General features: G+C 46.8%; 15 protein-coding genes. 14 read left to right on the forward strand and 1 reads right to left on the reverse strand.

Annotation, left to right across the window (positions count from 1 at the left end):
* Nucleotides 1–61: 61 nt before the first annotated feature.
* Nucleotides 62–1,063, forward strand: coding sequence for an ABC transporter substrate-binding protein (locus ACYQ2N_RS12550; protein WP_459999598.1), 1,002 nt, complete (start codon nucleotides 62–64; stop codon nucleotides 1,061–1,063).
* 252 nt (nucleotides 1,064–1,315) lie between these two features.
* Nucleotides 1,316–2,005 carry a GntR family transcriptional regulator gene (locus tag ACYQ2N_RS12555; RefSeq protein WP_459999600.1) on the forward strand — a complete coding sequence of 230 codons (690 nt, stop codon included), beginning with the start codon at nucleotides 1,316–1,318 and terminating at the stop codon, nucleotides 2,003–2,005.
* 149 nt (nucleotides 2,006–2,154) lie between these two features.
* On the opposite strand, the gene ACYQ2N_RS12560 is transcribed toward ACYQ2N_RS12555, so the two are convergent.
* Nucleotides 2,155–2,340: a hypothetical protein gene (locus tag ACYQ2N_RS12560; RefSeq protein ID WP_459999601.1), complete on the reverse strand. Its 186-nt coding sequence runs from the start codon at nucleotides 2,338–2,340 to the stop codon at nucleotides 2,155–2,157.
* Nucleotides 2,341–2,822: 482 nt separating this feature from the next.
* Here ACYQ2N_RS12560 and ACYQ2N_RS12565 point away from each other — a divergent pair, with 482 nt between their 5' ends.
* The 12 genes from ACYQ2N_RS12565 (at nucleotide 2,823) to ACYQ2N_RS12620 (ending at nucleotide 16,322) form a co-directional block, all read left to right on the forward strand.
* Nucleotides 2,823–4,976, forward strand: a complete 2,154-nt coding sequence (locus ACYQ2N_RS12565) for an AAA family ATPase (protein ID WP_459999603.1) — start codon at nucleotides 2,823–2,825, stop codon at nucleotides 4,974–4,976.
* A 22-nt stretch (nucleotides 4,977–4,998) separates the two neighbouring features.
* Nucleotides 4,999–5,649, forward strand: a complete 651-nt coding sequence (locus ACYQ2N_RS12570; RefSeq protein ID WP_459999605.1) for an oxalate oxidoreductase subunit delta — start codon at nucleotides 4,999–5,001, stop codon at nucleotides 5,647–5,649.
* A gap of 34 nt (nucleotides 5,650–5,683) precedes the next feature.
* Nucleotides 5,684–5,971 carry a 4Fe-4S binding protein gene (locus ACYQ2N_RS12575; protein WP_459999607.1) on the forward strand — a complete coding sequence of 96 codons (288 nt, stop codon included), beginning with the start codon at nucleotides 5,684–5,686 and terminating at the stop codon, nucleotides 5,969–5,971.
* A 21-nt stretch (nucleotides 5,972–5,992) separates the two neighbouring features.
* On the forward strand, nucleotides 5,993–7,180 hold the full coding sequence (locus ACYQ2N_RS12580) for an oxalate oxidoreductase subunit alpha (protein ID WP_459999609.1): 1,188 nt from the start codon (nucleotides 5,993–5,995) through the stop codon (nucleotides 7,178–7,180).
* A 21-nt stretch (nucleotides 7,181–7,201) separates the two neighbouring features.
* Complete coding sequence (locus tag ACYQ2N_RS12585) at nucleotides 7,202–8,140, forward strand: oxalate oxidoreductase subunit beta (RefSeq protein WP_459999610.1); 939 nt, start codon at nucleotides 7,202–7,204, stop codon at nucleotides 8,138–8,140.
* A gap of 348 nt (nucleotides 8,141–8,488) precedes the next feature.
* A complete protein-coding gene (gene oxlT / locus ACYQ2N_RS12590) occupies nucleotides 8,489–9,766 on the forward strand; it encodes an oxalate/formate MFS antiporter (protein ID WP_459999611.1) in 1,278 nt (425 codons plus the stop codon).
* A gap of 317 nt (nucleotides 9,767–10,083) precedes the next feature.
* A complete protein-coding gene (locus tag ACYQ2N_RS12595; protein WP_459999612.1) occupies nucleotides 10,084–10,680 on the forward strand; it encodes a hypothetical protein in 597 nt (198 codons plus the stop codon).
* Nucleotides 10,681–10,697: 17 nt separating this feature from the next.
* Complete coding sequence (locus tag ACYQ2N_RS12600; protein WP_459999613.1) at nucleotides 10,698–11,237, forward strand: carbonic anhydrase; 540 nt, start codon at nucleotides 10,698–10,700, stop codon at nucleotides 11,235–11,237.
* 243 nt (nucleotides 11,238–11,480) lie between these two features.
* Nucleotides 11,481–13,136 carry a cell wall-binding repeat-containing protein gene (locus ACYQ2N_RS12605; RefSeq protein WP_459999614.1) on the forward strand — a complete coding sequence of 552 codons (1,656 nt, stop codon included), beginning with the start codon at nucleotides 11,481–11,483 and terminating at the stop codon, nucleotides 13,134–13,136.
* Nucleotides 13,137–13,216: 80 nt separating this feature from the next.
* Nucleotides 13,217–14,446, forward strand: a complete 1,230-nt coding sequence (locus tag ACYQ2N_RS12610) for an efflux RND transporter periplasmic adaptor subunit (protein ID WP_459999615.1) — start codon at nucleotides 13,217–13,219, stop codon at nucleotides 14,444–14,446.
* Between the two features lie 15 nt (nucleotides 14,447–14,461).
* Nucleotides 14,462–15,175 carry an ABC transporter ATP-binding protein gene (locus ACYQ2N_RS12615; protein WP_459999616.1) on the forward strand — a complete coding sequence of 238 codons (714 nt, stop codon included), beginning with the start codon at nucleotides 14,462–14,464 and terminating at the stop codon, nucleotides 15,173–15,175.
* Nucleotides 15,126–16,322, forward strand: a complete 1,197-nt coding sequence (locus tag ACYQ2N_RS12620; protein ID WP_459999617.1) for an ABC transporter permease — start codon at nucleotides 15,126–15,128, stop codon at nucleotides 16,320–16,322. Before ACYQ2N_RS12615 ends, ACYQ2N_RS12620 begins: the two co-directional genes overlap by 50 nt.
* The last annotated feature ends 36 nt before the right edge of the window (nucleotides 16,323–16,358 follow it).

Here is a 16,358-nt window from a genome sequence, read left to right on the forward strand (position 1 = left end):
AAATCGAGACATAACATTGCAAAATTACATTAAATTAAAAGACTTAAAGGGGAGGATACTTATGAAACGGTTCATGCCCATACTTATCGTGCTGCTCCTAGGAATTTCGTTGATTCTGTCAGGGTGTGGCAATCAGAGTGAGTTAACTAAAGTTAAGCTTTCAGAAGTCACGCACTCTATCTTTTATGCTCCGCAGTATGTAGCTCTGACCCAGGGGTTCTTTAAGGAAGAAGGACTGGATATTGAGCTCACGAATGGCCAAGGGGCTGACAAAGTCATGACAGCGGTCCTTTCTGGGCAAGTGGATATTGGCTTTGCGGGACCTGAAGCCAGTGTGTACGTTTTTAACGAGGGCAAAGAGGACTATAGTGTGGTATTTGCCCAGCTCACAAATGGGGACGGAACCTTCCTGATGGGCAGAGAGCCTAATCCCGATTTTAAATGGAGTGATCTCAAAGGGAAGAGCGTCATCGGCGGGCGCAAGGGTGGAATGCCGGCCATTGTTCTCCAATATGTATTGAGTAAAAACGGACTGACGCTTGAAAAAGATGTTTCCATCGACACTACGATGCAATTTGCAGCCATGCCAGGGGCCTTTATGGGTGGCAAAGGGGATTATGTCATTATCTTCGAGCCCACGGCTTCAACCATGGAAAAAGAGGGCAAAGCATACATTGTAGCATCCCTAGGCAAGGAGAGCGGGGAAATTCCATATACCGCCTATTTCACGAAGAAGAGCACTATCGCGAATAACCCGCAACTGATTCAAAAATTCACGAATGCGATTTACAAAGGACAGCGCTGGGTAGCAAGCCATTCTCCCGAAGAAATCGCCACTGCCATTAAGCCCCAGTTCACTAATGACAGTGATGAGATTCTTATTAGTGCCATCAAACGCTATCAAGAACAGAATACCTGGAAAAAAGACCCCATTCTTAATGAGAATGACTTCTATCTCCTACAGGATATTATTAAGGATGCAGGAGAACTGAACAAAATTGCCCCTTATGAAAAAGTGGTGACCAGGGAATTTGGGGAAAAGGCCTTAAAGAATGTGAAATAGTGTCAGGTGTTATAAGCTCTCACCATGTTTATACATGAGTGAGGGCTCTGTTTTTTCCCGAATTAAGCAAGGTACCGCTTTATTACCGAGTTGCTGCTGCACTATTGATTGGAAAAAATTTCGAAATAAGTATTTATTTTTGGATGAGTTTTTGATACAATAACCTTATTAGGGAAAAGCTCAAGAATTAAATATGTAAGATGGATGGTATACCGGATGCCGTATACCGTATACTAAAGAGGTGATCCAAACTTGAAAAACCAATTAACTCCGATTAAACTCGATGATTTTGGCCCTATCAGAGAAACTGTTTTTTCCACTCTGCGCAATGCAATTTTAGACGGCAAACTCAGGCCGGGAGAACGCCTTGTTGAGCGGGATATCGCAGAAAAGCTCGGGATTAGCCGCACTCCTATTCGGGAAGCGATCCGTAAACTGGAACTCGAGAGGTTGGTAGTCCATATCCCACGCAAGGGAGTGGTAGTGGCAGGGTTTAGCAAAGAAGAAGTAATGGAAATACTTGCAATCCGCAGTGTTCTGGAAGGTTTGATCTGCCGCTTTGCGGCTGAGAAGATCGAGGATAAACAAATTGAACGGCTGGAATACCTTTTGGAGCAAATAAATCAGGAGCATCAAAAGGGGAATGTGAAAAAGGTAAACACGCTTCATGACAAATTTCACGAAACCATTTACCGTGCAGCCGAGAGCCCGCGCTTGTACGATTTGCTGAGCACATTAGGGGAATATATAAGAAAGTTTGCTCAGATAGGGTATACCAAACCCGGACGGACGGAGAAAGCCCTCAAGGAACACCAGGAGGTTCTTAATTCCTTGCGCAACCGTGATACGAAACAAGCTGAAAGCATGGCCGTTAAACACGTTGAAAACTCACGTGACGCTTACCTCGAAGCTTACATGATGAATCACTTTAAAGAGGAATAGCTTTCTGGAGGAATAGGTTTGGCAAATCGGGAATATAGTTGATATAAGTAAGGCAGATGGCATCCCGTATACCAAATAATACTGATACGGCTCCGTTGAGTGGCATTACATCGAAATGTTCAATATCTGTAATGCGGCTGAGCGAATTGCTAGCGCTGACGATTGATCCGGGCAAAAAACTGATCAAGCTCAGCAGGGGTAGTATCCAAGAACTCGGCGAGCTGGTCATGATTCAGTGCAAGGGCTAAACCGTCTGCTAGCAATTGAGCAGCAAACCCGTATTTGAGTTGAAACTTCCTGGATGCACGGTAACCCTTGGAACTTAACGTCAGCATAATACCATCTCCTCGGTGATAAAGGAAAAGTGAAAGCGGGAGTCTTTTGGTGGCACTTAGCCATCGGATAAAGAAAACTTACTTTGAATGAAGTTTAGTTGCACTTATCCAGGGGCTTAGTGACACTTATCTTCCGCTTAAGAAGCGGAAGTCGTAGTGACACTTAGCCATCGGATAAAGTATACCCGGATACGACAGCAAATATCTTTAGTTAGCAAAGAAAGTATTACTCGGTTAGAGTCAGAATTTTATGTCGAATAGTAGTGTAATATACTGTAAAATAATTAAAGGATTTTCCAAGCCGGTATAGAAGTCATTTATATCGGTACAGGATTCATTAATACGAGCATAAATGCTTGGTACGCTGGCAGCAATTAAATTTCAGAGCTATGGCATACCGTATACCATAACAAGCGAGAACCTGGAGTAAGAGAACATATAACCATCCTTGTGATGGTATCCCGTATACCAAAACAGAGGGGGTGGGCCTTCTGACAGGAGATAATATTATCGAACTTAGAGTCAAAGAAGGTTTGGCAGAAGATGTGCGCAAGGGAGTCGTTCGTCTTAATAAGGAAGATATGGACTTGTTAGGACTTAAATCCGGGGAGGTTGCCCTGGTTAAGGGAACAAGAGCGACAGCTGCCAAGGTTTTAGCTGCTTTCAGCGATGTATATGGAGAGCAAATTGTTCAGATGGATGGCATGATTAGGAGAAATGCCGGAGTTAGCCTCAATGAGAGAGTGGTAATTACCAAAACAGAGAGCAAGAAAGCCAAGAAAGTTGTTCTTTCGCCCTTGGAAAACTTCTCTGAGTGGCGCAAAGAAGACGAGAAAGAGATATGTACTGTCCTGAGGGGTGTCCCGCTGCTGATTGACAATGAGTTATCCCTGGTGTTTTTTGGGCAGCAGGAGAAGGGCTTCCGAGTTCTGGGCACGGCCCCTTCGGGTGCGGTAGTTGTAACTGTTGACACAGAAATCCATATTTCTGTGCCCGAGATCAGTGGAGTGAATAAGGGAAGAATCACTTATGAAGATATCGGCGGGCTTACCAGACAGGTGCAAAAGATCAGAGAGATCCTTGAACTTCCCTTAAGATTTCCGGAAGTTTTCAGAAAACTGGGGATTGAGGCTCCTAAAGGAATACTCCTATATGGTGCCCCCGGTACCGGTAAAACCCTAATTGCCCGGGCAGTGGCAGCTGAGACCAAGGCGCATTTCATTCATGTGAACGGTCCGGAAATTATGCATAAATTCTACGGGGAAAGTGAAGCCAAGCTGCGGGAAGTCTTTAACGAAGCCAAACGCCATGCTCCAAGCATTATCTTTCTTGATGAACTTGATGCCGTGGCACCCAAGCGTTCAGACGTCCATGGCGAAGTAGAAAAACGGGTAGTCGCCCAATTATTGGCACTTATGGATGGCCTGGAAAACAGGGGCCAGGTCATAGTTATCGGAGCCACTAATATTCCGACCGCGCTTGATACCGCTTTGAGAAGGCCAGGGCGGTTCGACCGGGAGATCGCTATCCTCCCTCCGGACAAAGAGGGACGCCTGCAGATTCTCAAGATCCATACCAGGAGCATGCCCTTGGCAGCAGATGTGGACTTAGTCCATCTGGCCCAGATTACATATGGGTATGTCGGCGCAGACTTAGCAGCTTTAGCTAAAGAAGCAGGTATGACTGCACTAAGAAAAATACTGGCTGCGGGTGATTATGACAGCGCGATCCCATCGTTTGAAGTTGCGATGGAGGATTTCAACTCTGCTTTGCGTGAGGTAGAACCTTCAGCAACGAGGGAGTTCTATTCCGAAATTCCCGATATCAGCCTGGATCAAGTCGGGGGCTTGGTAGATGTCAAGGATACATTACAACTCTTATTAGAACTGCCGTTGCATAATCCGGATATGTGCAAGGAATACCACTTTATCCCGCCGCGGGGAATACTGCTCACTGGTGCTTCCGGAACGGGCAAGACTCTTTTGGCAAAGGCAATTGGCAGGGCTTCCAAACTGAACTTTATTACGGTCAACGGGCCGACCCTTTTGTCTCGCTGGCTCGGCGAAGCTGAGAAAGCCCTGCATGAGCTCTTTGTCAAGGCCAAGCAAACGGCACCCTGTATTTTGTTTTTTGATGAGCTTGACGGACTTGTGCGTTCGCGGGCCGAGGGCAACAACGGCATGTCAGAACGGCTAATCAGCCAGCTTGTGTTAGAGTTTGACGGGATCGATCAAGTTGAAGGGGTAACCGTCTTAGCAGCGAGTAACAGGCCGGAATTCCTTGATCCCGTGCTCTTTAGGGCCGGTCGGTTTGAGTATATCCTAGATTTTCCGTTACCCAAAACCAGTGAGCGCGAAGAAATCCTAAAAATCCATACGGCGGAACTTCCGCTTGACCCTTACCTGGACTTAAGTGAGCTGGCAGAACTCACAAAGGGGATGAACGGTGCAGAATTGGCTACCTTGTGTCATAAAGCCTCATTTATTGCCTTGAGACAATCAATGGGACAAGACACAAGGGTCAAGATAGATCAAATGATATTCAGCAAGGCCCTAGCAGAAATTACCCCTCGGGGTGAAATTGAAGGAGGTGAACCGAAGAAGACCGGGAGAAAAACAGTCGAAGTGTTAAGGTGATTTTGGAGAGGAGGCTAAAATGGTGTCAAGCAACAAATTGTTTGAAGAGCCAGGCCTAAAACAAATTACGGTTTGGGCCCGGGGAGTTTATGAGAACAAGGAAGCCCGCGACGTCGTTGTCGCCTTGACTGAAGCCGCAGCCAAGGAAGGGAAGTATGTTCAAGCTTGGGAAAACTATGTTGATTTGCCAGACCGCATCTATGTTCCGGTGCGTGCTTACGGGAAAATTAGTGATCAGCCGATTGAATCGAAATATGTGTATGAAAACGAAACCCCTGATATTGTGGTGCTGACCGAAGAGACTCTGGTCAAAGGGGTTGACATCTTAGAAGGTATCAGACCTGGTGCCGTCCTGGTTGTTAACACAAAAAGACCTGCCGAATATCTGTTCAAATTCATCACCACAGGCACTGAAAATCTTAAATCAATCATCACAGTTGATGCTTCAAGCTTAGCTAAATCAATTATCACGCTCTCCGGGGCCGAGGGTGCAACGGATGCCTCCGGTATCGGTAAAGGACTTGGAGCTCCTTTGGCGGCGGCAGTGGTCAAGGCTACCGGAATTGTCTCGTTTGAAAATCTTCTCAGCATCATCGCCAATAAGCAGGCTGCTAAAACTGCTTATGACAAAGCTCAGGTTGTGGAAGTGAAAAGATTAGTTAATGCCGGTTAGGCTTAACCAAATATTTTTTAGGAGGTGCAAGACAGTGAGTATAGCTCCAAAGGAAGTGCCGTTTGCCGGAACAGTCCCTTCACCCAAGACCGAAAATGAAGGAATGATTACCGGTAGCTGGCGGACCCGTCGTCCGATCTTAGATACAGACAAATGCACGGAATGCCTTATCTGTTGGATCAGCTGTCCGGATTCATCCATCAAACCGACAACTGCGGGTATGGAGTTTAACTTGAAGTACTGTAAAGGGTGCGGTATTTGCAACGAAGTCTGCCCTGTAGGAGCCATCAGTTTGGTGCCTGAATTGGACTTTGAGGATTAGATTGTAGGAGGTGAACAAAAAATGGGAGTTGTCAAGCGGATTTCCGGTTGTGTAGCTACTGCCACGGCAGTTAAGCTCGCTGATGTTGATGTGATTTGTTCGTATCCAATTCGTCCCTATACCGGTATTATGTCGGAACTGGCGCGCATGGTAGCCGATGGGGAATTGGATGCAGAGTTTGTCTATGGTGAAGGGGAACACGGACAATTAAGCGTTGTCTATGGTGCCTCCGCCTCAGGAGCCCGTACTTTCACTGGAAGTTCAGGCGTAGGCGTAACCTATGCCATGGAAGTGTACTCCCCGATTTCCGGGGAAAGGCTTCCGGTTCAGATGGCGATTGCCGACCGAACACTCGACCCGCCGGGAGACTTCGGTTCCGAACATACGGATGCACTGTGCTGCCGTGATCAGGGCTGGCTTCAGGGCTGGGCTGCCACGCCGCAGGAGGCCTTGGACATGACCCTTATGTATTATCGGATCGGAGAAGATCCCCGGGTGCTCTTGCCCCAATACGCCTGCCAGGACGGCTATTTCGTATCCCATATTTTAGGGGAAGTAGACATCCCCGAAGCTGCCAAAGTCAAAGAATTCCTGCCTCCCTATAAGAATCACCATGTCCTTGATGTACGCAAACCCCAGATCATCGGAGCCCAGATGGAGCCCAAAATGGGACCGGGCATGCAGTACCAGCGTTATCAGGCAATTGAAGGTTCCCGCAAGGTGATCGAAGAAGTCCATGATGAATTCGGACGGCTGTTTGGACGCAAATACAACCCATGGGTCGAAGAGTTCATGACCGATGATGCAGAAATTGCGCTCTTCATTCAAGGCGGCCATGCTGAAACAGCGAAAACCGTCGTGCGTCGTCTGCGCAACCTCGGAGAAAAAGTCGGTTTAGTTCGTTTGCGGACCTTCCGTCCGTTCCCGACTCAGCAAGTCCGTGATGCTCTTTTGAAATTTAAGGTTGTCGGAACAGTGGATAACTCCGTGAACTTCGGTATTTCCGGAGCGGCCGGCGTGCTCTTAACTGAGGCTCGCACTGCGATGTACGGTCTGGGTGACAAAATCCCAACGGTAGGTTTTGTGGCAGGTTTAGGCGGTGAAATGATTACCCATGATGAGTTCTACAAAATGTTCATGAAACTAAAAGAAGTTGCTAAAGCCGGAAAAGCGGACAAAGAAAACTACTGGCTGCCATTCGAACTGTAAGCTTTGAAAGGAGGGAATCAAGTGTTAGAGGAAATCAAATCTTTACGTAAGGCACCTGAAGAAGAATATTATGTTCCGGGGCACCGCACCTGTGCCGGCTGCGGTCCGGCCCTGCAATACCGCCTGGTGGCCAAAGCTGCCGGCCCCAATACTATCTTTATAGGCCCCACAGGATGTATGTATGTTGCGAATACAAGTTATGGCTGCGGCCCGTGGTCAGTTCCCTGGATTCATGCTCAGATCACCAATGGTGGCGCTGTGGCATCTGGGATTGAGGCTGCCTACAAAGCAATCATTCGCAAGAAAAAGACAGACGCGGAGTTTCCTAACATCATCGTCATGGCCGGGGATGGCGGATCATCTGATATTGGCTTGCAAGCTCTTTCCGCTGCCTTCTACCGCGGGCATAACATTCTGTTTATCGCTTATGACAACGAGTCCTATGCCAATACCGGGATTCAGACTTCACCCACTACTCCGTATGGAGCTTGGACCACCTTCTCCCCTGCCGGCCCGGTTATTCCGGAAGGAAAAAAGTTAATGCCTAAAGATCTCCCGAAAATGATGGCTCATGGACATCCGGAACTTAAATACCTCGCGACAGCTTCTCTGTCTTATCCGCTTGACCTGATGAATAAAGTGCGCAAAGGCTTAAACGCCGAAGGCCCGGCTTTCTTGTACATCCATGCTCCGTGCCCGAAAGGTTGGAGTTTCCCGGCTGACAAAACGATCGAAATAGGTAAATTAGCAGTCGAAACCGGGATGTTCCAACTCTACGAATTGCACGAAGGACAGTACAAACTCACTTATCAGCCCAAAGAGATCAAACCTGTAGAAGAATATCTCAAGCTCCAGGGGCGTTTCTCCCATCTGCAGCCTGAACATATTCAAAAACTGCAGCAGTTTGCTAACGGCAGGTTGAAAGAAGTGGGTATCGAAGTCAGCGTCCCTGCTCAGTAATAAACCAACTATATCCCCAAAAAGCAACCCCGGGTCGGTTTTACGGCCCGGGGGAGCGTCTCTTGCCTCAATTTTAGCCTGGTGTTCGTCACAGGGATTTTCGAATGGAAATATTGAATGCTTTAGGGATTTTCGTTTGGAAACTGCTAGGTTCTGAAACGCGAAAAATCAATCACTATTTTGTTGGAAAACGTGTAATAGAAGCCTGAAAACAAAAAGAGAGTCTAAAAAAAGGGGAAAATTATCAGAATATTCGCGCATGGAGGGAGGTGAGGGTATGACATAGAGAAATAGAGCGCTTTATGCATTGTTTTGTGCATGAAAAGAAAAAGGAGGGTGGTCTGTTTTATGGAAAGCAGCCAAAGTATCAACCCTAAAGAAGTTTATGGTCCGATTTTAGGGAATCGCTGGGTCCAACTGATATCTGCAGTTATTGCCATGATCATGATTGCTAATTTACAGTATGCCTGGACTTTGTTTACACCTAGCCTTAAGACAGCTTTTGGTACCTCCCTGACGGCGATTCAATTTGGTTTTACACTGTTTATCTGGTTTGAAACCTTTGCCCAGCCGATTGAAGGGTATTTACTGGACCGTTTTGGACCCCGCATGTTCTTTACTGCTGCAGGAGTAATGGTTGGTGTCGGTTGGACAGGAATGGGTCTAGTTGAATCTTTAAAGGGTCTTTACTTCTTTTATGCTTTAGCCGGACTTGGTGCCGGGTTCATTTACGGTGGCAGTGTTGCCGTAGCTATCCGCTGGTTCAGCGACAAACGCGGTTTAGCTGCAGGCATAATTGCAGCTGGCTTTGGTGCAGGTTCTGCCCCGTTTATCCCGATTATTGGCAGCATTATCGAAAAATCCGGCTATCAGGCAGCATTTATCTCCACCGGTATCTTCCAGGGTCTCGTAATCTTAATCGTTGCTCAACTCTTGCGTTATCCTCCCGGCAATCAGAAACACGCTGCTCATGCTCAAGTAGATGACAGTGATCCTAATCGAGGCTTCAAACCATGGGAGGTTTTGCGCCAACCTCAATTCTACTTGATCTATATCATGTTCCTCTTTATGACAATCGGGGGTTTAATGCTCACCGCGAATGCCAAGCCGTTTGCTAAAGATGTCGGTGTAATCCAGTATTTCGTTATTTTAGGGGTTACCATCGACCGTATCGGAAACGGAGGTGGCAGGATATTCTGGGGCTGGCTTTCCGATAAGTTCGGTCGGGAAAACATCATGTTTATCGGCTTTACCCTCAATGCCATATTCACCGCAACTTTCCCGTTCTTCGGCACGAGCGGCTGGGGTTACGTTATTTGGATGTTCCTTATCATGGGGACATGGGGTGAACTGTTCTCCCTCTTCCCGTCATTAAATGCAGATCGCTTTGGGACTACATTTGCCGCCAGCAACTATGGCCTTCTCTATAGTGCCAAAGGATTTGGCGGTATTTTAGGAGGGGTCGTTGCGACTGCGATTGCAAGCACCTATGGCTGGACAGTGGTATTTGTGGGCTCAGGTGTTCTAGCTTTCGCCTCCGCATTAGGCGCTCTGATTGTTAAAAAGCTGCCTAAACCCACACGCCCGGGAATGTCTATAGATAAAGGAATCAGCGAGGGAGTCTAAAACGAATTTAAGTCAATAAGGGTTCTCACCGTAAAGGTTTAGAGTAGAAGTTCTTTAAAAAATAACCCTGGGTATGAGGTAATCGGATTTTGTCATTTAGGGGAGTAATCTTTGCCAGGTTTACCCCATACTATAGCGATTACCTTATCCCCAGGGCCAAAATTTTTTCTAAGAATAATCCTATTATAATCGCTTTTACAGGTGTTTGCAATAGGTTATTGGTATACCAGTATACCAAGGGAAAATGGAGCATGTTCATTAGAACCGGTGACTGCAAAAAGCTGGTGCGCAAATTTAAGCTCAGGAGGGTATGTTTAATGCAAGAACTAAGCCTTAACCCCAGTTCCATGGCTTACTTCTTTTATCCTGAATTAATTGATGCGGTTCCAGCTTATAAAAAGAATAAATGGGGTAGTAAAGAAAGTCTGGCTATCTATACGGCGCTGGTTGCGCTGCAGGAACAAACCAATATTAATATTTCCCTAATAAATAAGAAGGTTCTTCCTGGGAAACATGTCTTTATAGTGTATAATAGCAAAGAGTGGGTCAGTGGCGGGTTAGAACAAATAATTTCTCAGAGTTTATCCAGTTGTGGGCAAGCCAAGGTAAAAAACCTAAGCCAGCAAATTCTCCAGGAAAATATGGGCTATCGTTTCTTTGTTCAAACTAAAGTTCAGGAAGAACTTATGCTCAAGGGATTGCTGTTAAAGGAGGTTTCGCCACGGCCACTTATCGGCTCGCGCGTGAGCATAAGGGAAAACCTTAAAGACAAAACCCTGCTTAGAAGAAAACTTCCATTACTGCAGGTTATGCTGGAGCAATTTGCCCGCCAGGAACCGGAACTAGCCAAGCTTCTGGCTAAAGATGTAGCCAGAAGCTTGACGCACCCGGTAGCTGCCGGACTGTTCGCATAGATAAGGGAGAGAAGGAAATGAATAAAATTCCGGTACAGGTTGAAAGCGATATTTTTCCTACTTATCAAGATACTCCGGTCGGGCGCTTACTGGAGTATCATAATCTGAAAAAAGCTCATAAGAAGTATTCCTCCCCGGAAATCTTAATCGGGATGTGTATGGATCACCGTAAGAGCCTGAATATCCCTCCTAATTTTGCGTATATCATCCGGACAGGGGGAGGGAACTTGCGGTACAACGAATTCAAGGTGTCTTTTGCGATAGGAGTGGGAAATGTAGGAGCAATTGTTCTCATTGCCCATAACAATTGCGGTATGGTAAATTTGATGTCCAAGAAATCAGACTTCGTTAATGGATTGGTAACTAAAGCCGGGTGGGACTACGCCGAGGCGGAAGAACACTTTCTTAATTTCGCCCCGATGTTCGAGATTGATAATGAATTGACATTTGTGGTCAGTGAAGCGAAAAGGCTGCGCTGGCGTTATCCTAAAATACAGGTGGCACCGTTATATTATAAAGTTGAAGATAATTTGCTTTATCAGATAGAAGAAGGGTAATGGAAAATATCGAACGCTGAAAGACTTTTTCAGACAATCTAATAAGAAACGGACTGTCTCCAAGCACTGCTTGTGTGACAGTCCGTTTCTTTTGCCCTGGACACAGTGCTTCACAGATTGTTCACAAATTGTTTTAGATTCCCTCATTTTCTTGACACAGAATGAACAAAGCTATCCTCTAAACTTAAGCATACGGCAAATCTTGGCGGATAGATCGTGCAAAAGATTGAGAGGAGAGCAGGAATGAGCAAGGAGCTAAATGAAAGAAAAATCAAAAGAACAATTGAGAGAACAATCGAGAGAACAAGTACGAACAGGAACAAAAAGGTTTTAGCATTCATGGTCTTATTAAGTATGTTTATGACCGCTTTAATTCCAGGAGTGAGCCTGGCGACTGAACCCTTGAGTTTACAATTTGCATCTTATTCTGATTCGACCTTGAGTACAGGAGTGCCTGAAACAATTTTCTTCAATGTCTACCGGGACTATAATTACAATTTTACGGGTACTATCACAGCCAGCATAACTAATCTGGATGGAACGGTTCAGGAGTATGCGGTCGCGGGCACGCAAAATCCATATTCCATCGCGAACGTCAGCCTAAGTACTGCCGGTACATACACCTTGAACATCTCAGATAAGGAGGGTAATACTGTCACGGGGATACTTAGCGCAGTCGATTCGTTGGTAAGGACTTTTACATCAGGCACCCTGACCTTGGACACTTTGAGTACAGTCACGGTCAAATTGACGGACCTGTACGGAAGCGATCTCGGTAAAAAAGCAGTTACGATTGACGGTTCCGGGGTGGGAGCGAATCCTGCTGTGCAAAACTTTACCACCCTTAATGATGGAACCTTTACTTTTTCCATGACCCCTACCCAGGAGGGAGTGGTAAAAGTAATTTACGCAGGGGACGTGGTCAAGACGATTGAGCTCAAAATGAGCACAACCCCTGGTGCCAGGATCGGCGGACTTTCGCAAAGCAATGCAGAGCTATCTATTGAGGTGGCTCGCGCAGGCTGGAAAAGTGCTGAAAATGTCATTCTTACGCGCGATGATATGCTGTCTGACGCCATGGTGGCAGTGCCCTTAGCCAAAAAGTTGGATGCCCCGATCTTAATGACCGCACGTGATTCTCTTGATCCGGCTATACTAGCGCACATACAGGCTTTAAGTGCGCAAACGGTCTACATTATTGGGGGGACGGCTGCGGTATCCGCGCAAACCGAGTCGGAGCTGCAGGCTCACGGCTATAAAACTGAGCGCTTAGCCGGCTTTGACCGGTACGGCACGGCAGCCGCAATTGCGGAGAAGGTTGGGCCTGCGGATACTGTGTATTTAGCCTCTGGCTACGGTGAGCCTGATGCCCTCGCAGCCAGCGCCCCGGCAGCTCTTCAAGGAATACCTATCCTGCTTTCAGACGTAAATGAGATTCCGGGTGTGACGGCAGGCGTTCTGGATTCCTTAAAACCGCAAAATATTAAACTTCTTGGCGGCACAGCGGTAATCAGCAAGGGTGTGGAAGACAAGCTGGGCCAGGAATACTCGGTAGAACGCTGGGGCGGCATTGACCGTTATGCTACCGAACAAATTATCTTGGACAAGACTTTTGTTCCGGATTCGCCGGTCTATTTCACCTCTGCCTTAGTCACTGCGGCTGATGTGAATGGAGGCAGGTTGTATGGGGATGCGCTGCTTACCGCTGCCTTGGCTGCCAAAAACAAAGGGTTTGTTATAACTTTGCCCTCCAGTGAGTCTGGATTTTCCTTGTCAACTGCCCCGTATTTCTTTCTGCTAATGAACAAGAATGATATCTCTGAAGCTACAGTGGTCGGAAACAAGGAAGCTATAAGTCCCATCTTAGAAGATAGGCTTAACCGTTTATTAGCAGAGTGACCAAGAGTAATCGAGAGTAATCGAGAGTAATCGAGAGTAATCGAGAGTGCTTGATGAATGCATGAGAGGAGAGTTCGGAATTGAAAAAACCTTCACCCAGGGGTATTGCTTTGCTACTGGCACTTTTGCTCGCGTTGGGTGCTGCAGCAACGGTTTTCTACAATAAATCACGCCAAACGGTTAATCAAACCACAGAGACGAATACCATCATCACTGCCCAGAAGAAAGACGTAAAAATTTCGCTGGCTGCGGACGGAAAAGCAGTTTTCCCGGTGACAAACCTTAAATTTAACAGTAACGGGATGATAACTAAGATCCTGGTGCAGGAGGGGCAGCAAGTTAAGCAAGGGGACATTTTAGCCCGTTTGGAAACAGAAAACTTAGAAAATCAAGTCAAACAGGCGCAAGCGAACTATAACTCAGCGGTGGCCAAGTACCAAAAACTTGTGGCGGGGCCAAGTGAAGCTGAGCGGCAAGCGAAGCAAGTAGCGGTGGATAATGCTGAGAAAGCGTTACAGGTTCAGCAAGCAGCGTATGATTACAAATTATCCTTATTAAATGACGGGAAGACAACGGAATCCGATATTTTAGCTGAAGAATCTAAATTGGAAGGGGCTAAAGCTCAGTTAGAGACTGCCAAAGCCCAATTGGCGTTGTTAACCCCGGCTGACCCATACGATTTAACTACAGCCGATGAGGCTGTCAAACAGATGGAAGCATCTTTGGCCACCGCGAACAAAAACTTAAGGGAAGCTGTCCTGGTGGCTCCGGTGAGCGGAGTTGTAGCAGCTGTCAACGGCAGAGTGGGAGAACTGGTTTCTTCCTCCGGTAATCCCCTAATTGTACTGGCTGGTTCACAGGAGGTAACTGTTGATTCCTATATCATCGAGGATGATATAGGCAAAATCTCAGTCGGTCAGGATGCAGAAGTTGCTTTTACAGCCATACCCGATACAGCGTATGAAGGAACAGTGAATTTCATTTCCCCTACGCCAATCATCGACCAAAGCGGGATCGTTACCTATAAAGTAGCGGTGACAATGACCGCGCCTGCAGAGGAAATTAAGAATGGCATGACAGCGACGGTTTCCTTTATCGCGCAACAGGTCAAAGGAGCGATAACAGTTCCGGTGGAGGCAGTGGTTAGGGTAAATGGGGCTCCGAGTGTTGAGGTGCAGCATTCCGACGGAAGTTCAGAATGGATTAAGGTTAAAGCCGGACTAACTGACGGTAAGATCGTGGAAATCAAGGAGGGTTTGCAAGCTGGGGACAAGGTCATTATCCGGAAAGTTGTTTCCGCTAAACAATAGGCAGGAGGGGATGATGTGAACGCTGACATTGTTCAGTTAGATGGTATCCATAAAGAATTTGCGATGGGAAAAGAAACGGTCCAGATTCTGATCGATGTAAGTCTCTCAATCAAAAAGGGAGAATTTGTAGCCATTATGGGAGCTTCAGGGTCCGGAAAATCCACACTTTTGAATATTGTCGGGTGTCTGGACAAACCGTCAGCCGGTTCATATGTGCTGGACGGACAGCTTATCAATAACCTGGGTGATGATGAACTATCCCGGATTAGAAACCGCAAATTGGGATTTGTGTTTCAAAGTTTTAACTTGCTGCCGTATTATACGGCGCAGCGGAATGTAGAGGTGTCACTCTCTTATCAAAACCGCAAAGACCGTAGCGAGGTCGCTAAATCACTTTTAGAAAGGGTAGGGTTGGGGCACCGTCTCAATCATAAACCGGCAGAAATGTCAGGGGGGGAGAAGCAGCGTATCGCTATTGCCCGCGCTCTTAGTACGAATCCAGACATTATCCTCGCTGATGAACCTACGGGTGCGCTTGATAGCAAATCAGGCACCCAGGTGATGGACATTTTCAGAGAGCTGCACCAGGAAGGAAAAACGATTATCATGGTTACGCACGACCGTAGCATTGGAGAATTGGCTGAGCGTATTATCATGTTCAAAGATGGGAGGATCGAGCATGGGGATACTCGAAACCATTCGCTTGGCACTCGATGGCATATGGCTTAACAAAGTACGCTCCATGCTTACGATGCTGGGAATTATTATAGGAACGGCTACGATCATCCTGGTTGTAGCCGTAGGTATGGGAAGCAAACAAAGTGTAGATGATCAGTTTTCGCAAATGAGCGTGACCACTATTTATGTCATGGCCAACAGTCAAGGCTCAACTATCTCTTCGAAATTAAATATCAAAGATGTCGAAGTGATTCAACAAAACGCACCCTCGGTAGCGGCAGTTGCGCCCCAAATTTCCGGCAAGGCTGCGGTGAGTGCCAATTCCAATACCCAATCCGTAACCGTGCTTGGAGTAACGCCAGAGTATCAGGGCATGACTAATCTAGAATTTAGCGCCGGGAATTTTTTCGCAGAAGAGAGTATCGCCGCCAAAGAAAAGGTTGCTGTGCTCGGTTCGGATATTGCGGAAACTCTGTTCGGACCGACACCAGGTTTAGTGGGGCAAACCATTAATATAAATAATAAGAAATTTACGGTAGGGGGAGTAATTGAAAGAAAAGGGGAGACTGTGGGGAATACCAGTATTGATGAAGGGGTTTTTATTCCGTATTCCACAGCCCAGACCTATATTCTTGGAACCAAGGTTACCCCGAGGCTAACGGTGCAGGCTAAGGATCTGGCGAGTGTGAAGACGGCCATGGCAGAAATCACGGAAGCTTTACGGGAAGCGCATAAGCTCCGTCTTAACATGGCCGATGATTTCCAAGTGCGAGATGCCGGCAGCCGTTTAGCAGCTGCCCAAGAAACTGCCCAGACCATGTCTGTATTGCTCGTCTCGATCGCCGTCATTGTGTTGGTGGTTGGGGGGATTGGGATTATGAATGTGATGCTGGTATCAGTGCGTGAAAGGACCAAGGAGATCGGCACTCGCAGAGCACTGGGGGCGCGCAAGCAGGATATCTTAAGGCAATTTCTATTCGAAGCGATTGCGCTTAGTATGTTCGGTGGCTTGCTGGGACTGGCAGTTGGGGAAGCGGCTATCCCCCTGCTTAAATATTTACAAGTTGAAACTGTGCGTTCTTTACAAGGAGTGCTGATCGCTTTGGCCTTTTCCGGAATCGTTGGGGTATTTTTTGGATTTTATCCGGCCAAAAAAGCGGCAGAATCCAATCCGATTGAGTCATTAAGATACGAGTAAGCGAAAAGGGGTTGTTACCCATATGAAAGTACCCTA

Source organism: Paradesulfitobacterium aromaticivorans, assembly GCF_054657415.1.